This window comes from Brevibacillus sp. FSL L8-0520, from assembly GCF_037963895.1.
Lineage (GTDB): Bacteria > Bacillota > Bacilli > Brevibacillales > Brevibacillaceae > Brevibacillus > Brevibacillus borstelensis.
Genome location: NZ_CP150171.1, coordinates 4,762,501 through 4,779,702, shown reverse-complemented (window position 1 = coordinate 4,779,702; position 17,202 = coordinate 4,762,501). Strand labels below are relative to the sequence as shown.

General features: G+C 53.3%; 17 protein-coding genes (1 of these 17 only partly in view). All 17 read left to right on the top strand.

Translation table 11 applies throughout. The annotated features are described in order from the left end of the window. Positions 1-76: 76 nt before the first annotated feature. The gene (gene hprK / locus NSQ24_RS23435) at positions 77-1,012 is read left to right on the top strand and encodes an HPr(Ser) kinase/phosphatase (protein ID WP_024985330.1); all 936 of its coding nucleotides are present in this window, start codon (positions 77-79) and stop codon (positions 1,010-1,012) included. Between the two features lie 65 nt (positions 1,013-1,077). Next, on the top strand, positions 1,078-1,596 hold the full coding sequence (locus tag NSQ24_RS23430; RefSeq protein ID WP_031932630.1) for an acyltransferase: 519 nt from the start codon (positions 1,078-1,080) through the stop codon (positions 1,594-1,596). Between the two features lie 1,024 nt (positions 1,597-2,620). Then, positions 2,621-3,796, top strand: a complete 1,176-nt coding sequence (locus NSQ24_RS23425; RefSeq protein WP_339166713.1) for an ATP phosphoribosyltransferase regulatory subunit — start codon at positions 2,621-2,623, stop codon at positions 3,794-3,796. Between the two features lie 3 nt (positions 3,797-3,799). Further along, positions 3,800-4,441 carry an ATP phosphoribosyltransferase gene (gene hisG, locus NSQ24_RS23420; RefSeq protein ID WP_227278150.1) on the top strand — a complete coding sequence of 214 codons (642 nt, stop codon included), beginning with the start codon at positions 3,800-3,802 and terminating at the stop codon, positions 4,439-4,441. Between the two features lie 28 nt (positions 4,442-4,469). Continuing rightward, on the top strand, positions 4,470-5,771 hold the full coding sequence (gene hisD / locus NSQ24_RS23415) for a histidinol dehydrogenase (RefSeq protein ID WP_171506916.1): 1,302 nt from the start codon (positions 4,470-4,472) through the stop codon (positions 5,769-5,771). Next, positions 5,768-6,367, top strand: a complete 600-nt coding sequence (gene hisB / locus NSQ24_RS23410) for an imidazoleglycerol-phosphate dehydratase HisB (protein WP_003388245.1) — start codon at positions 5,768-5,770, stop codon at positions 6,365-6,367. Before hisD ends, hisB begins: the two co-directional genes overlap by 4 nt. 1 nt (position 6,368) lies before the next feature. Next, positions 6,369-6,986: an imidazole glycerol phosphate synthase subunit HisH gene (hisH, locus tag NSQ24_RS23405; protein ID WP_003388244.1), complete on the top strand. Its 618-nt coding sequence runs from the start codon at positions 6,369-6,371 to the stop codon at positions 6,984-6,986. After that, positions 6,983-7,726, top strand: coding sequence for a 1-(5-phosphoribosyl)-5-[(5-phosphoribosylamino)methylideneamino]imidazole-4-carboxamide isomerase (hisA, locus tag NSQ24_RS23400; RefSeq protein ID WP_172920883.1), 744 nt, complete (start codon positions 6,983-6,985; stop codon positions 7,724-7,726). Before hisH ends, hisA begins: the two co-directional genes overlap by 4 nt. Before the next feature lies 1 nt (position 7,727). Then, on the top strand, positions 7,728-8,486 hold the full coding sequence (gene hisF, locus NSQ24_RS23395) for an imidazole glycerol phosphate synthase subunit HisF (protein ID WP_003388240.1): 759 nt from the start codon (positions 7,728-7,730) through the stop codon (positions 8,484-8,486). Further along, positions 8,483-9,253 (top strand): bifunctional phosphoribosyl-AMP cyclohydrolase/phosphoribosyl-ATP diphosphatase HisIE, encoded by a 771-nt coding sequence (gene hisIE / locus NSQ24_RS23390; RefSeq protein ID WP_039070233.1) that lies wholly within the window; start codon positions 8,483-8,485, stop codon positions 9,251-9,253. Before hisF ends, hisIE begins: the two co-directional genes overlap by 4 nt. A 141-nt stretch (positions 9,254-9,394) precedes the next feature. Further along, positions 9,395-9,784 (top strand): RidA family protein, encoded by a 390-nt coding sequence (locus NSQ24_RS23385; RefSeq protein ID WP_327955808.1) that lies wholly within the window; start codon positions 9,395-9,397, stop codon positions 9,782-9,784. 75 nt (positions 9,785-9,859) lie between these two features. Continuing rightward, entirely contained in the window at positions 9,860-10,090 is a 231-nt protein-coding gene (locus NSQ24_RS23380; protein ID WP_039070232.1) for a hypothetical protein, read from the top strand. 272 nt (positions 10,091-10,362) lie between these two features. Further along, entirely contained in the window at positions 10,363-12,318 is a 1,956-nt protein-coding gene (locus tag NSQ24_RS23375) for a transporter substrate-binding domain-containing protein (protein ID WP_003388236.1), read from the top strand. 20 nt (positions 12,319-12,338) lie between these two features. Continuing rightward, a complete protein-coding gene (locus NSQ24_RS23370; RefSeq protein WP_024985337.1) occupies positions 12,339-13,703 on the top strand; it encodes a sigma-54 dependent transcriptional regulator in 1,365 nt (454 codons plus the stop codon). A 180-nt stretch (positions 13,704-13,883) separates the two neighbouring features. Then, positions 13,884-14,894, top strand: a complete 1,011-nt coding sequence (locus NSQ24_RS23365; RefSeq protein ID WP_339166707.1) for a TAXI family TRAP transporter solute-binding subunit — start codon at positions 13,884-13,886, stop codon at positions 14,892-14,894. A 41-nt stretch (positions 14,895-14,935) separates the two neighbouring features. Then, positions 14,936-15,439, top strand: coding sequence for a DUF1850 domain-containing protein (locus NSQ24_RS23360; RefSeq protein ID WP_003388233.1), 504 nt, complete (start codon positions 14,936-14,938; stop codon positions 15,437-15,439). Beyond that, positions 15,440-17,202, top strand: the 5' portion of a protein-coding gene (locus tag NSQ24_RS23355; RefSeq protein ID WP_171506915.1) for a TRAP transporter permease. The gene runs 208 nt beyond the window's last position; the window shows 1,763 of its 1,971 coding nt (coding positions 1-1,763); the start codon lies at positions 15,440-15,442; the stop codon falls past the right edge of the window.

Below are 17,202 nucleotides of genomic sequence, written 5' to 3'. Positions count from 1 at the left end.
TGAGAGCTGCCGGCTCTTTCGATACAATGAGGATACAAAATCGGGACGAGCGCAATAGACTTGGAGGGGAAGACGAGTGAGAAAAACAAAAGTAAGTCACCTGATGGATCATTTCAACATGAAGCTGCTAAGCGGTGAAGAAGGACTGGGAAGAGAGATAACGGTAACAGACCTAAGCCGTCCTGGTCTTCAGCTAGCTGGCTATTACTCGTATTACGCCGCAGAACGCATTCAACTGTTCGGGTTGACCGAAATTAACTTTTTCGAGACGCTCACCAGGGAAGAACGGCTGGAACGCATGCGATTTCTCATGCAAGAGGAAACCCCTTGTTTCTGTGTGACCCGCAACCTGCAGGTGCCGGAAGAAATACTGGAGATATCCAATGAACGCGGTCTTCCTGTCCTCCAATCCTCGCTCGCGACCACTACGTTGGTAGGCAAAGTCACCAATTACCTGGAGAACCGGCTGGCTCCGACGACCACCATTCACGGTGTATTGACGGACATCTACGGGGTAGGCGTACTGATTATGGGTTCGAGCGGGATTGGAAAAAGCGAGGCCGCCCTGGAGCTGGTAAAGCGGGGGCATCGTCTCGTGGCTGATGACGCGGTGGAAATTCGCCAGACTCAGGGTGAACAGTTGGTCGGAAGCGCTCCTGAACTGATTCAGCATTTGCTTGAAATCCGCGGCGTGGGCATTATCAATGTGATGACGATGTTTGGAGCGGGTGCTGTACGGAATGTAAAAAATATCGCCATGGTGGTCCAACTGGAGCTGTGGGAGCCGCATAAGCAATACGAACGACTCGGACTGGACGAAGAGACGATCAAGATTATGGACACGGAAATCCCGATCATCACGGTGCCTGTCCGCCCTGGCCGCAACTTGGCGGTCATCATCGAAGTGGCCGCGATGAACTTCAGGCTGAAGCGGATGGGGTACAACGCCGCGGTCCATTTTTCCAAAAAGCAGTCCGATATGATTTTGGAGGACACCGATTCCGACTTGTAAGAGAGCTTGTGCGAGAGACTTTTTTCAAACATCTTGTGGAAGGCACACGCGAAAGGGACGAGCAGATGAGCAGAAAGACCAAACGATTTCCCGTCCACGGGGCGAATCCGTTGTGGCAGTTGTACCAAACCGTTAGCTTTTGGAAAGTGGTCAAGAGTTTTGTCGTCATCCAGATTGCCCGATACACGCCGTTTCTCTCCTGGAAAAACTGGCTCTACCGGACTTTTCTGCGTATGGAAATCGGAGAAAAGACAGCGGTAGCCTTGATGGTCATGATGGATATTATGTTTCCGGAGCTGATCAAGATCGGCCGCAATTGTGTGATCGGCTACAATACGACCATTCTTGCTCACGAGTACCTGGTAGATGAGTACCGCTTGGGAGAGGTCCGAATCGAAGACCGAGTGCTGATCGGAGCGAACAGCACCATTTTGCCGGGAGTGACCATCGGCGAAGGGGCGATCGTGGCTGCCGGTACGGTCGTTCACAAGGATGTTCCTCCCGGAGCGTTTGTGGGCGGCAATCCGATGCAGATCATTCGGGAAGGGATTGAGCAGCAAACCGTGGAGCAGACAACAACATAGCAGAGCTGTAAGCATTCGAACCGCCGGGTAATCGGCGGTTTTGTTTTGTTTGTAATCGTCACTTGTTATTAAAGCGGGGCTTTCGTTTGCACTTCGTTGCGGGTTTTATGTTGGCGGTTGGACAGGCTGTAGTGGAAGAGATGAAAAAGGAGAAAACCGCTCAAGGTTCGGTGGGACACTGCGAGGGGGCTGGACTGGCCGGCTCCATTCCAAAAGCAAAACCGCGTCCAAAAGCAGCCTGTTCGAGGGGGCGTCTCAGAGTTGGACGCTAAAAGCGTGTTTTGCTTTTTCCATTCCGCCTGGGAGGTGTCCCAAAGACCTTCGCGGTTTTCTCCATTTTCATCTCTACAGCTGTTGGTTTTCTTTACGAAAACCAGTTCGGGCTAATGGCCGAACTGGTTTGAAAGAGGTTGGTTTGAAAGAGCTTCGTTCGAAAAAAGGTTCGTTTGAAAAGAGTTTTCGTCTCAAAGAGCCCCCTTCAGCTTACCTGGATCAGGTTTGTTGTGAGCCTTTAGACAATCTGCAGGCACCAACTGACAAAGCTTGCCATGAACCTTAGCCAACCTGAACGACCCTGCATGCTTTTCAAAGCTCGGGGAAGCAGTTCTGCTCGCTAGAGAAGCCTGTTTCCAGTCGGAGCGACTAGCGAAGTCCAGCCCAGTGGAGCAATGGTCCCGAGGAAACAGAATCGCAACCTATGAATTCACTCTGCAGTTGCGCGTCGTTTTGCGATTCCCTCGGGACCATTGCGGAGCGGACAGTCATAGCTTCCTTGCGGGACGTAGACCGGAGCGCAGAATGGAAACAGGCTTCTCTTCGCCACAGCCGCTTTAGAGGAAGCCGTACATACAAAGCAATAAGGGAAGGACTGTTGATTCAGATTAAGACTGCCAACAACAAACAGAATATTCAGACTATAACTGCCGCAGTTGACCGACAGATGGCAACATGTTAATCTTCTACTAATACTTTAGTTTGCTACCATATTAGCAGAGTAAAGCGAATGGATTCGGAGGGACATGCGATGACAAAGCCGTTGGGATTTGAAAAGCCTTTGGGCATGCGGGACATATTGCCGGAATCACTGGCCAAACAACGGCATTTGGAGCGCGAGCTGCGGGATTGCATCGAGCGCTGGGGGTACAGAGAGATCATGACCCCGTCACTGGAGTACTACGATACGGTAGGTGCCGCAAGTGTTACGCTCACTGACAGAATGTTTCGGCTGTTGGATAAACAGGGGCATACGGTTGTGCTCCGCCCCGATATGACATCGCCTATAGCGCGGGTCGTTTCGTCCTTATATAAAGACGTTCCACTGCCGATTCGGCTGTTTTACCAGACCAATGTTTTTCGGGCCCAGGAAAAAGAGGCGGGGCGCAATGCTGAATTTTTCCAGACGGGAATCGAACTGATCGGCGATGCTTCCGTAGATGCTGACGCCGAGGCGATTGCGTTGGCAGTCTTTTGCTTGCAGGTGTCAGGGGTTGAAACGTTTCGGATCGCGATCGGCCATGTTGACTTTGTGGAAGGTCTTCTGGAGGAGACGGTCGCTGACGAGGAAGACCGGTCCCAATTCCGCCGCTTTCTGTACGAGCGGGATTTCGTCGGCTTTCGTCAGTTGACGGAGCGTCTTAACCTTTCAGCAGAGGAAAAGAAACGGCTGGAGGCGCTTTTACGTCTGCGCGGGGGCAAAGGGAAGATCGAAGAGGCCCGCCAGCTGACGGTAAACGGAAGGGCTCGCCGGGCCGTTGAGACGGTTGCTTCGCTTTGGGCTGCACTGGAGGCATACGGAGTAACAGAGGCGCTGCTGCTTGATTTCAACCTGATCAGCAACATGAATTACTACACGGGTGTCGTGTTTGAAGGATATGCGGCCGACCTGGGCTCGCCGCTGCTGGGAGGCGGCAGATACGACCGGCTGCTTGAACAATTTGGGCGTCCTGCGCCAGCGACCGGATTCGCAATCAAAATGGATCGGCTGTTGCAGGTGACGCCTGCGTTGGCCTCGCCGGAAAAACAGCATGTGCTATTGTTCTATACGGATGAATACCGGGCCAAGGCTTTCGCAGAAGCTCAGCGAATGCGCCGGGAGGGGCAGATCGTAGAGACGAGACGGGTAAAGGACCGGACAGAAGCATTGGTGTGGAGCGAGCATGCGGAATACAGCGTGATCAGCCTGACGGAACAGGAGGAATGAGAGATGAGTCTGTCTGACAACGAGCGCAAACTGACGATTGCCATGCCGAAGGGCAGGATTTTTGAAGAAGCGGTTGCCTTTTTGCAGCAGGCGGGCATGGAGGTGACAGCCGAGCTGCAGGATTCGCGAAAATTGATTATCCCTGTGAAGAACACGAGTCTGGAGTTTATTCTCGCAAAGCCGACAGACGTGCCTACCTATGTGGAGTACGGGGTGGCAGACGTCGGCGTCGCGGGCAAGGACGTCCTGCTGGAAGAGGAGCGTGACGTCTACGAGCTGTTGAATTTGCAGATCGGCTACTGCCGGATGGTGGTCGCGGGGCTTGAGGACTGGACACCCACTGAGGCGCCGCGGGTAGCGACCAAGTACCCGCGGATCGCATCCCGGTATTTCCGTGAGCAGGGGCAGCAGGTAGAAGTAATCAAGCTGAACGGTTCCGTCGAGCTCGCCCCGTTGATCGGCCTGGCCGACCGGATCGTCGATATTGTCTCTACCGGCCGGACCTTGAAGGAAAACGGGCTGGTCGAGCTGGAGCATATATGCGAGATTACGACGCGGTTGATCGCCAATCGGGCGAGCTACCGGATGAAAAGTGAAGCCGTTGACGACATTGCCCAAAAATTTCTGGAAGTGATCCCCCGGTAATGATGCGGGAAAGGGAGAGGGGAGCAAAATGATTCGAATCGTGCGAGCAGACAAATACGATGCCAGGCGTTCCGTCGAAGCAGGGACCGAGGAACAGCGGCAAGCCGTCCAATCCATTCTGGCGGAGGTACGGAAAAAGGGCGACGAAGCTGTCCGCGCTTATACAGAGCGTTTTGACAAAGTACGATTGGAGCAGTTTCGCGTCAGCGAGTCGGAGTTGCGGGAAGCGGAGGAGCTGGTCTGTGCCGAAGTGAAAGCGGCACTGGAAGAAGCGGCGGAAAACATTCGCGACTACCACCAGCGGCAGGTCCGCCAATCCTGGTTTGCCATGAGGGACAGCGGAACGCTTCTGGGTCAGATCGTGCGGCCGTTGCAGCGAGTCGGGCTTTACGTTCCGGGCGGTACGGCTGCCTACCCTTCCAGCGTACTGATGAATGCAGTCCCGGCCAAAATCGCCGGTGTGCCCGAAGTCGTTATCACCACCCCTCCGGGTGCGGATGGAAAAGTAAATCCGGCGATTCTCGTAGCGGCGCGCATTGCCGGTGTCAACGAAATCTACAAGGTGGGCGGTGCCCAGGCCATTGCCGCCCTCACCTACGGGACGGAGCAAATCAAGCCGGCAGATAAAATTGTCGGTCCGGGCAACATTTATGTTGCACTCGCGAAGCGGGAAGTCTTTGGTCTCGTCAGCATTGACATGGTTGCCGGCCCGAGCGAGATTGTGGTACTCGCTGACGATACGGCCAATCCTCGCTATGTTGCGGCTGACCTGCTGTCACAGGCGGAGCACGATCCGATGTCGGCGGCCGTGCTGGTTACCCCGTCGCCGTCGCTGGCAGAGGCCACGGCCCGCGAATTGGAGCGGCAGCTGGAAGATCTGCCCCGCCGTTCCATCGCGGAAGCGGCGTTGCGGGACTTTGGCGCGATTTTGCTCGTGCAGGACTTGGATGAAGGCTTTGCCGTCGTCAACCGATTGGCCCCCGAGCATTTGGAGCTGATGGTGGAAAACCCGTTTGACCAGTTGGGCAGGGTGGAGAACGCCGGAGCGATTTTTCTCGGGCCTTACTCATCGGAGCCGGTCGGCGATTATTTTGCAGGCACGAATCACGTCATCCCGACCAATGGTACGGCCCGCTTTTCCTCGCCGCTGTCCGTGGATGACTTTATCAAAAAATCGAGCGTCGTTTCCTACAGCAGACAGGATTTGCAGGCAAACGGCCGAAAAATCGTCGCGCTGGCTTGGCAGGAGGGCTTGCATGCCCACGGACGTGCGATCCAGGAGCGGCTTTATGATTTCGCCAAAGAAGACGGGGAGCGTGAACAGTCATGATCGAGATAATCAAGCGAAACGCGCAGATCGCGCGGACAACCAACGAAACCGATATTGCGCTGGCATTTGCGGTCGACGGGAGCGGAGAGAGCAAACAGGATTCCGGCGTGCCGTTCCTCGACCATATGCTGGACTTGTTTGCCCGGCACGGCCATTTTGACCTCACCGTCAAGGCGAAGGGAGACATCGAGATCGACTACCACCATACCGTAGAGGATATCGGCATTTGTCTCGGGCAAGCACTGCGGGAAGCGCTTGGCGACAAAAAGGGGATCAAGCGCTACGGCAACGCCTTTGTCCCGATGGACGACGCTTTGGCGCAGGTGGTCATCGATATCAGCAACCGTCCCCATCTGGAATACCGGGCTGCATATCCGTCTCCTGTCGTGGGGCAATTCCCGACGGAGCTAGTGCATGAATTTCTTTGGAAGTTTGCCCTGGAAGCGCGGATCAATCTGCACGTCATCCTGCATTATGGCCACAATACCCACCACATGATCGAAGCGATTTTCAAAGCGCTGGCGCGAGCATTGGATGAAGCGACGAGTATCGACCCGCGGGTCAAAGGAGTCCCGTCTACAAAAGGAGTTTTGTAAGATGATCGGAATCATCGACTACGGCATGGGCAATTTGTACAGCTTGGGAAAAGCGCTGGAAAGGCTCGGCTGCTCCTATGAATTTGTCTCCAGACCGGAGCGGCTAGAAGGCCTTTCGGGAGCCATCCTTCCAGGAGTCGGGGCCTTCGGGGATGCCATGAAAAACATTCGTGAGCTGGAGCTGGAAGAGGGCATTCGCTCGTACGCGGCTTCCGGACGTCCCATCCTGGGAATTTGCCTTGGCATGCAGCTTTTGTTCGAACAAAGCACAGAACACGGAGTCGCAGCAGGACTGGGACTGATTGGCGGAGAGGCCGTACGCTTTGAAGGAGATTACAAGGTGCCGCATATGGGCTGGAACCAGCTTCATATGCGAGCGGAGCATCCACTGCTCAGCGGAGTGAAAAGCGGCGATTACGTCTACTTCGTCCACTCCTACCATGTCCGGGTAAGCGATGAGAAGGTCCTGCTGGCAACGACGGAGTACCATCAGCAGGTGACAGCCATCGTCGGGCAAGATCAGGTGTACGGCATGCAATTCCACCCGGAAAAGAGCGGCGAGACGGGGATGAGGCTGCTGGCCAATTTTGCTGAACTGTGTAAGGGGGAAAAGGCATGAGTACGAGCTTTACGATCTATCCGGCTATCGATATTCGCGGCGGCAAATGCGTCCGTCTGTTTCAGGGAGACTACGCGCAGGAGACCGTTTATGCCGACTCGCCTCTGGAAATGGCCAGGGAGTGGGTGGCCCAAGGCGCTTCCTGGATTCACCTGGTTGACCTCGATGGAGCCAAGGAAGGGCTGCCGGTCAATGGAGAGCTGATCAAAACAATCGCCCGGTCTGTGAGTGTTCCTGTGCAGGTAGGCGGAGGGATTCGCACGGAAGAACATATCAATGACTATCTGGAGGCAGGAGTTTCCCGCGTCATCCTCGGGACAGCGGCGATCGAAGACGAGCCATTTACCGAGAGGATTCTCCGACGCTACAGAGAAAAGATTGCCATCGGGCTTGACTGCAGGGGCGGCATGGTGGCGACGCGAGGCTGGCTGACGACGACCGACGTGAGTGCTACTGAACTGGCAAACCGGCTCGCCCAATACGGAGCGGAGACCTTTATTTACACGGATATCGCCCGCGATGGCACCCTCACAGGCCCGAATGTGGAGGAGATTTTCGCACTGACCCGTGCCACTGGAAAAACAGTGATCGCCTCCGGCGGGGTGAGCGTGCTCGATGATTTGACTGCCCTGCATCGTTATGCCGGGGAAGGTGTCGGCGGGGCTATCGTCGGCAAGGCCCTGTATACGAAAGCCTTTACGCTGACCGAGGCTGTATCTCGGCTGAGGGAGTGTGAATAGCATGCTGGCCAAGCGAATCATTCCCTGCCTCGACGTCAAGGACGGACGGGTCGTCAAAGGTATACAGTTTCTCGGGCTGCGCGACGCCGGAGATCCGGTGGAGCTGGCCAAAAAGTACAGCGAGGAAGGAGCCGACGAGCTCGTTTTCCTGGACATTTCGGCCTCCCATGAAGGGCGCAAAACGATGGTGGACGTAATCGAACAGACGGCAGCCAACATTACGATCCCTTTCACGGTCGGCGGCGGGATCAACAGTGTGGACGACATGAGGCGCATTCTGCGGGCAGGAGCCGATAAAATTTCGTTGAATACGGCAGCGGTGCTGCGTCCGGAGCTGATCCGCGAGGGGGCACAGGTCTTTGGCACCCAGTGTGTGGTCGTCGCTATCGACGCACGGCAGGTCGGAGAGAACAAGTGGGAAGTGTACACCCACGGCGGACGAAATGCTGCAGGCAAGGATTTGATCGAGTGGGCGCAGGAAGCCGAGGCTCTGGGAGCGGGCGAAATTCTCTTGACCAGCATGGATGCCGACGGAGAAAAGAAAGGCTTTGACATCGAGCTGAACCGGCTTGTATCGGAAGCGGTAGGGATTCCCGTTATAGCTTCTGGAGGCGCCGGTAGTCGGGAGCATTTTTTGGAGGTGCTGACTGCAGGTAAGGCTGATGCTGCTCTGGCCGCCTCCATTTTCCACTATGAGGAGACCTCGATCCAGGCGGTAAAAGAGTATCTGCTCGCGAAAGGAGTCGACATACGACCATGACATTGACTGTAAACATCGAGGCGCTCCGTTTTGACGAAAACGGCCTGATCCCCGCCATTGTACAGGATGCCGTGAGCAAGGAAGTGCTGACGCTCGCCTACATGAACAAAGAGTCTTTGGCCAAGTCGCTGGAAACAAAGGAGACGTGGTTTTGGAGCCGTTCCCGGCAGGAGCTGTGGCACAAAGGAGCGACCTCCGGCCACACGCAGCGAATTGTTTCGATCAAATACGATTGCGATAAAGACGCCCTAGTCGTGCTGGTTGTTCCACAAGGACCGGCTTGCCACACCGGGTCGTACAGTTGTTTTGCCGGACAGTTGACAACCGTCGGAATCACGGCAAGCGATGAAGCGAGTGCCGCAACTGAAGCGAACGCAAGCACTGCAACTGAAACGGACGCAAGAGCAGCGGCTGGTTCTGGCATTGCTGCGGCAACTGAATCTAGCATTTTAGCGAAAGAAAAAATACCATCGGCTGTCTCTTCCGACCGTTTCTCCATTTTGAACGAGCTGGAGCAGTTGATCGCCTCACGCGAAGCGGAGCGCCCGGAAGGCGCCTACACCACCTATCTGTTTGAAAAAGGCGTAGACAAGATTTTGAAAAAGGTCGGCGAGGAAGCGGCCGAAGTGATCATCGCGGCGAAGAATCGCAGTCATGACGAGCTCCGTTACGAAGCGGCTGATCTCCTGTATCACCTGCTTGTGCTGCTGCGGGAACAAAAGCTTCCGCTCGACGACGTGCTGGCAGAACTGCAAAAGCGGCGGTAACGGCAGTCGGGATGGTATAATGCCGATAGATTTTCGCCATTCTCATCCTAGCTAGATCGCACATTGCATGCTGTTAATTTGACGCCAGCCCTCCTATCATTGTGGTATTATTATCCAAATGGAATGCGAGGAGGAAGCTGTTTGGAAATCATTCGCAAAAACCCTGAAAATGTAGCACCTCCAATAAGCTCCTATTCACATCTGACCATTGTGCCAAGAGAGGCAGACATACTTGTGCTATCAGGGCAAGTAGGAACAGATCGGGATGGAAACCTGCCCGAAGGAGTCGAAGAACAACTTAGAAACGCTCTAAACAATGTAACCAGCATTTTGAGCAGTGAAGGCGTTACGTCAGAAGGTATACTAAAAATAAACATCTGGTTAACAGAGATGATCAATCGGGATCAGTTTACTGCCATTTGGAAAGAATTCCACGGTGGCAACCCCCCCTCTACAACGATGGCTTATGTTTCTGCTTTGGCGCAGCCCAAACTGAAGGTTGAAGTAGAGGCCTGGGCAGCCAGATGTTAAAGTGGCGGCTTATAGCCGCTTTTTTGTTTGGGGATGGATTAGCCGCTACTGTTTAAAGAAAAGGGGTGAGAGGAAATGAAAGCGTTGCTAATTTTCGTCACTACCTATCTCATCATCAGCTTGCCTGATTTTTTCGGGTTTTCCTTTGCCGTTCAATGGGTACCCGGAGTTTCCGATTTATACAAAGCGTGGACCTATTTTTCAATGGGCTTGTCTGAAAAAGCTGTTCTCAAATTGATCGTTTCTGCGGCCTCAAGCGTGTTTTTCGCAGTCATCTTGAAAAGGAGATCCTGTTTGAGCAAGTGACGGTGTTTTTCCAAGCCACGCGTAATATAATCGGGATGACTATTATTTGGCATGATTGATCCGCTATAATGTAGAGGGAAAATTGCCAATCGCGGAAAAATGTAATTGTAATTAGGGTATGTTGTGTGAAGAGTATTAGGCGGCAATGAAGAGAAAGCCCCCGGACAGACAATCAGAAATAAAAGACCAGCAGACTGACAGACCGAAGACGACAGCGCCTTGCCGTCAGTTGCAAGATAATTGAGGCTCCTGTCCAGGCAGGGGCTTTTTCCATGCTGATCCAGCCGGAAAAGCATGCGGCAAACAAACGAGAGGGAGGGGACAGTGTGAGGAATCACTGCTTGTGGGCAGCCGTTTTGTTTATGTGCTTATCGTTGTTTCCTGAACCGGCGGGTGCCAGTGACAAGGTGCTTCGCGTCGCCTTCGACAAGGAGCTCCCTCCTTTTGCGTATATGGACGAAAACGGCAAGGCCAGCGGATTCAACATTGATCTGATAAAGGCCATTGCCGAAGAGAACGGCTATGAGCTGGAGTATGTGCCGCTGGAATGGGAGGACGCCCTTTCCTATCTGAAGGACGGAAAGGTGGATGTGCTTCTCGGCATCAAGTATACGAACCGCTACGATCTTGTCTTCGACTTTAGCGAATCGTTTTTTACCATGTCCGAGGTGCTTTTGGTTCCCAAGCAGGACAGTGAGATTTTTACCCTGAATCAATTGCGGGAAAAAGTCGTTGCTGTACAGCGTGGCAATGTCGGCATGGACTTGCTGGAAAGTGTCCGAAGAGTCAAAATGCTCGTATCCTTCAACCAGCGGGATGCCCTGGACAATTTGATAAGGGGAAGAGCCGATGCGTTTATCGGAAATCGCTGGACAGCGGAGTACCTTCTGGAGAAGGCGAACAAACAAGACGAGTTCGTGATGCGCTCCGGTCTGATCAATCCGACCGATTACGCCTTTGCCGTTCGGGAAGGCAATTATGAACTGCTCGACAAGATTAACGAAGGGTTGAACAAGCTCTATCGGGACGGAACCTATACCCGGCTGTACAGCCATTACTTTGAACCGTACGCAACGCATGCGACGGACCGGTATCGCAAAGTAGTGATCGGCCTTTTGGTCGTCATGGCACTCGTGTCGATTACCTTGGTGACGATCTTTTTCTGGAACAAACGGCTAAAAGCAGAGGTGAGACGCCAGACGGCTGCACTGGCCGACGTGATGGCGTTCCAAAGGCAGGTTCTGGACAATACGGAGAGCGCGATCCTCTCCCTGGACGTTTTCGGACATATTACGCTGGTCAACCAGGTGACGCGGCGGCTGCTTTTGACAGACGATGATGCGATCGGACGGCATATCAGTGCCCTGCTTCCGCAACTGCCTGTGGAACAAGCTCTCGCGGCGGACAAGCCTTCCTTTTATGAAGGAGAGTTTCAGTTGGAACAATCTTCTGTCCGCGTCTTTCACTACTATATGGCTCCCTTTGGCAACGCTGTCTCCGAGCATGTCGGGTGGATCGTCAGCTTGCAGGATAGGACCGAGCAAAAGCGGCTGCAGGCGAGGCTGATTTCGCAGGAAAAAATGCATGCACTCGGCCAATTGGCAGCAGGGATGGCTCACGAACTGAGAAACCCGCTCACAGCGATCAAAACCTTTATCGATATGCTGCCAAAGAAGCTGGATGACGAGCGTTTTCGCTCCGAGCTGCTGCATTATGTACCGGAAGAAATGGAGCGAATGAATCGAATCCTGGAGGACCTGCTGGACTACTCCCGTTCCAAGCCGTTGGAAATAGAGGAGACGGACCTCAAAATGCTGGTGGATTCTGTCCTGGGGCTGTTTGCAAAACGGGCGGTAAACGAGCAAGTCGAAATGCATATTGAAGTGCCTCAGGGAATCAAGGTATGCCTCGACCGCAGAAGGCTGAAACAAGTGCTGATCAACTTGATGATAAATGCGCTGGAAGCCATGTCGACAAGTTCCGTAAAACGGCTTCATATCAAGGCTCGGGAAAGTGCGGACGGCGTGGAGCTGACGGTCAGCGATACGGGAGAAGGGATGAGCGCGGAACAGCTGCCCCATTTGTTTGAACCCTTTTTTACGACCAAGACGCAAGGGATCGGTCTGGGACTGTATGTCAGCGACAAAATCATGCGGGAACACGGAGGCCGGATTGATGTCAGCAGTACAAAAGGAGAGGGCACGACGTTCACCCTGTTTTTTCAGTAGGGAATAGAAGGAGGACAGCCATGACACGCTTGCTGATTGTGGACGACGAACCGGCAATCTGCGCCTCTCTGTCGTTTGCGTTAGAGGATGATTTCGATGTATTTACAGCCAAGGACGAGCAGACGGCACTCGCTGTCCTTGAGCAAGAGGAGATCGACTGTGTGCTGCTCGATCTCAATCTCGGCTCTACCAGCGGACTGGAGCTGCTTCCGAAGCTAAAAAAACTGCGTCCGGACCTGACGGTTATCATGATGACTGCCTTTGGAACGATTGAATCGTCTGTAGCGGCGATGAAAGCGGGGGCGTACCACTACCTGACCAAGCCGCTTCATCTGGACGAGGTGAAGCTCTTGATAAACAAAGCGCTGGAATTTCAAAAGCTGCACAAGAGGGTAAAGGTATTGAGCGCCGCTGTCAAGCAGCAGCAGTCCTACGCCGGGATGATCGGGAAGAGCCAGCAAATGCAGCGAATTTATCAGTTGATTGAAAAGGTCAAGGACATTCCCTCAAATATCCTGATCACAGGAGAAAGCGGGACGGGCAAAGAGCTGGTTGCCAGGGCCATTCACTATCAGGGGGTTCGGAGCCAAGCTGCGTTCTCCGTAATAAACTGCGCCGCGATACCCGAGACTTTGCTGGAGAGCGAGTTATTCGGGTATGCAAAAGGGGCGTTTACCGGGGCTGTGCAGCAAAAAACCGGGCTGTTTGAGCGTTCGCACGGAGGCACGGTCTTTCTCGATGAGATCGGGGAGATGCCGCTTGCTCTGCAAGCCAAGCTGCTGCGGGTCATTCAGGAGCGCACCGTGACTCCCTTGGGCAGTTATTCTACAAAAGAGATAGATATCCGTCTCATCGCGGCGACCAATCGGAATTTGGAAGAGGAAGTGGCCAAGGGTACCTTTCGCGAGGATTTGTACTACCGTCTGAATGTGATTCCAATCCGTACCCCTGCGTTGCGTGAACGGCCGGAGGATGTGCCTCTCCTGGTTGACTATTTTCTCGATCTTTATGCAGCCAACATGGGCAGGGAAAAGAAAGAATGCAGCCCGGATGTAAAAAAGAAGCTGTTCGCCTATTCATTTCCGGGCAACGTGAGGGAACTGGCCAATATTATCGAATATGCGGTAGCCCTCTCCGCGGGAGAGATCATTACCATGGAAGACTTGCCCGCTTCCCTGGTCAGCCAGCCGACAGGAAAACGCCTTTTTCCGAAGAGTCAGGAGGGCGTATTCGTGCCGGCGAATGCGACACTGGAGGAGGCCGAGCGGCTGGTAATTCTGCACACCCTGGAAAAGAACGGCGGACATCGCAAAAAGACAGCCGATCAGCTGGGGATTAGTGAGCGGGGATTGCGTCAAAAACTCAAGCAATATCTCGAGTCGTAAATAATCGCTGGCCCCATAACCGGAAAAAAATTCCGCCCGATTCGGACATTTTTTCCGGTTTTTCTCTTTTGTCGCCGAAGCAGAACGGCAAAAAGCGTCATTTTCGTGTAATCATGATGTGGCACGGCTCTTGCTTTATTTTGTTGTAAACGGTTTCAAAAAAGAAAAGGGGGAATCACAATGTTGAAGAAAATGCTCACGATCTTATCATCCACGCTGCTTGTCCTTACTGTCGCAGCTTGTGGAAACCAATCCGCGCCTTCGACCGGATCTGGCGGAGAAGCTTCAGGAGGAGGCGGTGGGGGAGCCGAGCAGAAGTTCCTCACAATCGCTACCGGCGGAAGCTCGGGGCCTTACTACACCATTGGCGGCGCCATGTCGAAAATCTACAAAGAGAAGCTGGGCTACAATGCGTCCGTCCAATCTACCGGCGCCTCTGTTGAAAACATCAATCTGTTGAAGACGAAAAAGGCCGATCTTGCCTTTGTCATGTCAGACGTTACTTCCTTTGCATACGAAGGACAAGAAAACTTCAAGGAAAGCGGCGCTATCAAGGACTTGAGAGCAATGGCCGGTCTGTACCTGAACTACGTGCAGGTCGTTACATTGAAAGACCGCAATATTAAATCGATTGCCGACCTGAAAGGCAAACGCGTCGGTGTAGGGGCACCCAACTCCGGTGTCGAAGTGAACGCCCGCATGGTGCTGGCTGGTCACGGTATTACCTACAACGACATCAAGGCGGACTACCTGTCTTACGCCGAGGCGATCGAGCAGTTGAAAAACAACGCCATTGACGCAGCATTCGTAACGTCCGGACTGCCGAACTCTACCGTGATCGATCTGATGACGACCAAAGACGTGGAGATTGTCCCGATCAAAAAAGAAGATGTCGACAGGATGGCGGAAAAATTCCCGTTCTTCGTTTCTGCGGAAATCCCGGCAGGTCTCTATAAAAACGATCAGCCTGTCCAAACAGCCGCAATTCGCAACATCATGCTCGTTCGGAGCGACTTTTCCGATGAACAGGTGTACAAGCTGACCAAAGCCTTCTTTGAAAATATCGATGCATTAAAAGAGGCGCACAACGCAGCCAAGGACATTGACGTAAAAGAAGCGGGCAAGAACCTCGTGGTACCGCTCCATCCGGGTGCAGAAAAATACTATAAGGAAGTTGGCGCTATCAACTAATCGATGTAATCGCACGACCTGATAAAAAGGGAGGAGACATCATGAAGAAATGGATATTCAGGCTGCTTCTCCTCTTTGTGGGCCTCACGGCGCTGGGGCCCCAACCCTTTTTATTTCTAAACGATTTTCACCAGCAAGAGACAATCGGCGCAGTGCCTCTTGGAATGACCGATCAATTTGAAGTGGAGTGGGTGCATTCTGTCGAGCTTACTCCTTGGAGAGAGACGTACAGCGTGCATTGGCTGTATGGGATGGAGCTGGCAGAGACCTCCTTTCGTTCCTTCGGAGCAGGAGTTCCCACAGAGTTTGCAGATGCGAAAGTGACTGTTCAAGACGGCTGGATCAAGGTATCCGATCTGCATGATCGACGCGAGTCCATTCTCTATTTGATTACCCGGGACGATTACGTATTGCGAGTCAGTGGTCAACAGTGGAAATTATCCGATGTATTGCCATTGGGTACGTCGTTGGAGCTTTCCGTCAAGTGGTTTCCTTGGTGGTACCGGTTTGTATACAAGCTTGAAAAGAAAGGGAGTGACGAGTAGATGAGTGCTTCGAACCAGATGCTTACGGATGAAGAAGTGCGCCAAAATGAAAGCAAGGCGCAGGCTATCTTGCAGGAGTACGACAAGGAAGCGGGTTATCGGGTTTTTGACAAAAAGTGGATAGGCCTGCTCGTTTCTGTCATTGCCATCTGCTTTGCCCTCTATCATCTCTACGCTGCCTATGCCATCCCATTTGTAACGCTAAAGCACCGTTCTCTCCATGTGGCGGTTGTACTTTGCCTGATCTATCTGTTATATCCGGGGTGGAAGAAAGCGTCGCGCAAAAAGCTGTCTCTTTTGGATGTCGTTTTGGCGCTAGCCTCGCTGGGAACGGCAGGCTATATATTTATTTATTATCTCGATATCGTCAATCGAGGCGGCATCCCTTCGACGCTTGACGTGACTTTTGCGACCATCACCTGCCTGCTTGTCCTGGAGGCTTCGCGCCGAGTGGCAGGGTGGGAGCTTACAGCGATGGCCAGCATTTTTGTCGCGTATGCGTATCTGGGCCCGTATTTGCCGGGAGACTTTGCGCATCGAGGCTATACGTTTAGCGACATCTTCAACTATATGTATGTCACCACTGAAGGTATTTTTGGCGATGCTACGGCCGTTTCTGCTTCCTTCATTATCCTCTTTATTATTTTCGGCGCCTTCTTGTCCAAATCAGGCATGGGGACGCTGTTTAATGATCTGTCGCTCGCGCTGGCGGGAAGCAGCAAGGGCGGACCTGCCAAGGTAGGAGTCATCGCCAGTGCGGTACACGGCTCGATCAACGGCTCGGCAGTAGCCAGTGTTGTCACTACCGGATCGTTTACCATCCCGATGATGAAACGTGTCGGCTACAAGCCGGATTTTGCAGCAGGTGTTGAGGCGACTGCAGCCGTTGGCGGACAGATATTGCCTCCGATCATGGGGGCGGCTGCTTTTATTATGGCGGAGACACTCGGTGTTCCATACATTACGATTGCCGTCGCCGCATTGATACCGGCGATCATGTACTATTTCGGTCTGCTGGTACAGGTTCATCTCCGGGCTGACCGCGACAATTTGCAAGGGCTGACCAAGGAAGAGCTCCCCAAAGTAAAGGACGTTTTGAAAGAACGGGGGCACTTGCTGCTGCCTTTGATTCTGCTAGTCCTCCTGTTGATGATGGGGTATACGCCAACTCTTGTCGCTGTGGCTACCATTATAGCTACGATTGTAATTGCTGCGCTTCGTCCTTCCAGCCGCATGGGCTTTCGCGATGTTTTGCAAGCGCTGGAAACCGGCGTGAGGGACACGCTGGGGGTAGCAGCGGCGTGCGCCGCCGTCGGAATTACGGTTGGTGTCTTCAGCTTGACTGGTTTAGGTTTGAAGCTGGCTAATATCATTTTGATGATGGGATCAGGCAGTTTGTTTATGACACTGCTGTTTACCATGATCGCTTCCATTATTCTCGGACTGGGGCTGCCGTCTATCCCTTGCTACATCATTACCGCTACTATGGCGGCACCGGCCCTTTCCACCTTTGGGGTCGATCCTTTGGCAGCGCATTTGTTTGTCTTCTACTTTGGTGCGATTGCCAATTTGACGCCCCCGATTGCCCTGGCAGCCTTTGCCGGAGCTGGTATCGCCGGTTCAGATCCACAGCGGACCGGATGGATTTCGTGTAAGCTGGCGTTGGCCGGATTTATTGTTCCGTTTATCTTTATTTACAAGCCTGGCTTGTTGATTCTTGAATCCAGTGTTGCTGATATTGCCTTTGCAGCCTTGGCTACGCT

Bases quoted from the DNA above. Each gene is read 5' to 3' on its own strand.
- NSQ24_RS23375 (WP_003388236.1), top strand. From the start codon at position 10,363: ATGCTGATCCAGCCGGAAAAGCATGCGGCAAACAAACGAGAGGGAGGG.
- NSQ24_RS23380 (WP_039070232.1), top strand. From the start codon at position 9,860: ATGAAAGCGTTGCTAATTTTCGTCACTACCTATCTCATCATCAGCTTG.
- NSQ24_RS23430 (WP_031932630.1), top strand. From the start codon at position 1,078: ATGAGCAGAAAGACCAAACGATTTCCCGTCCACGGGGCGAATCCGTTG.
- hisD (WP_171506916.1), top strand. From the start codon at position 4,470: ATGATTCGAATCGTGCGAGCAGACAAATACGATGCCAGGCGTTCCGTC.
- NSQ24_RS23365 (WP_339166707.1), top strand. From the start codon at position 13,884: ATGTTGAAGAAAATGCTCACGATCTTATCATCCACGCTGCTTGTCCTT.
- NSQ24_RS23370 (WP_024985337.1), top strand. From the start codon at position 12,339: ATGACACGCTTGCTGATTGTGGACGACGAACCGGCAATCTGCGCCTCT.
- hisIE (WP_039070233.1), top strand. From the start codon at position 8,483: ATGACATTGACTGTAAACATCGAGGCGCTCCGTTTTGACGAAAACGGC.
- NSQ24_RS23425 (WP_339166713.1), top strand. From the start codon at position 2,621: ATGACAAAGCCGTTGGGATTTGAAAAGCCTTTGGGCATGCGGGACATA.
- hisA (WP_172920883.1), top strand. From the start codon at position 6,983: ATGAGTACGAGCTTTACGATCTATCCGGCTATCGATATTCGCGGCGGC.
- NSQ24_RS23360 (WP_003388233.1), top strand. From the start codon at position 14,936: ATGAAGAAATGGATATTCAGGCTGCTTCTCCTCTTTGTGGGCCTCACG.
- hisH (WP_003388244.1), top strand. From the start codon at position 6,369: ATGATCGGAATCATCGACTACGGCATGGGCAATTTGTACAGCTTGGGA.
- hisF (WP_003388240.1), top strand. From the start codon at position 7,728: ATGCTGGCCAAGCGAATCATTCCCTGCCTCGACGTCAAGGACGGACGG.
- hisB (WP_003388245.1), top strand. From the start codon at position 5,768: ATGATCGAGATAATCAAGCGAAACGCGCAGATCGCGCGGACAACCAAC.
- hisG (WP_227278150.1), top strand. From the start codon at position 3,800: ATGAGTCTGTCTGACAACGAGCGCAAACTGACGATTGCCATGCCGAAG.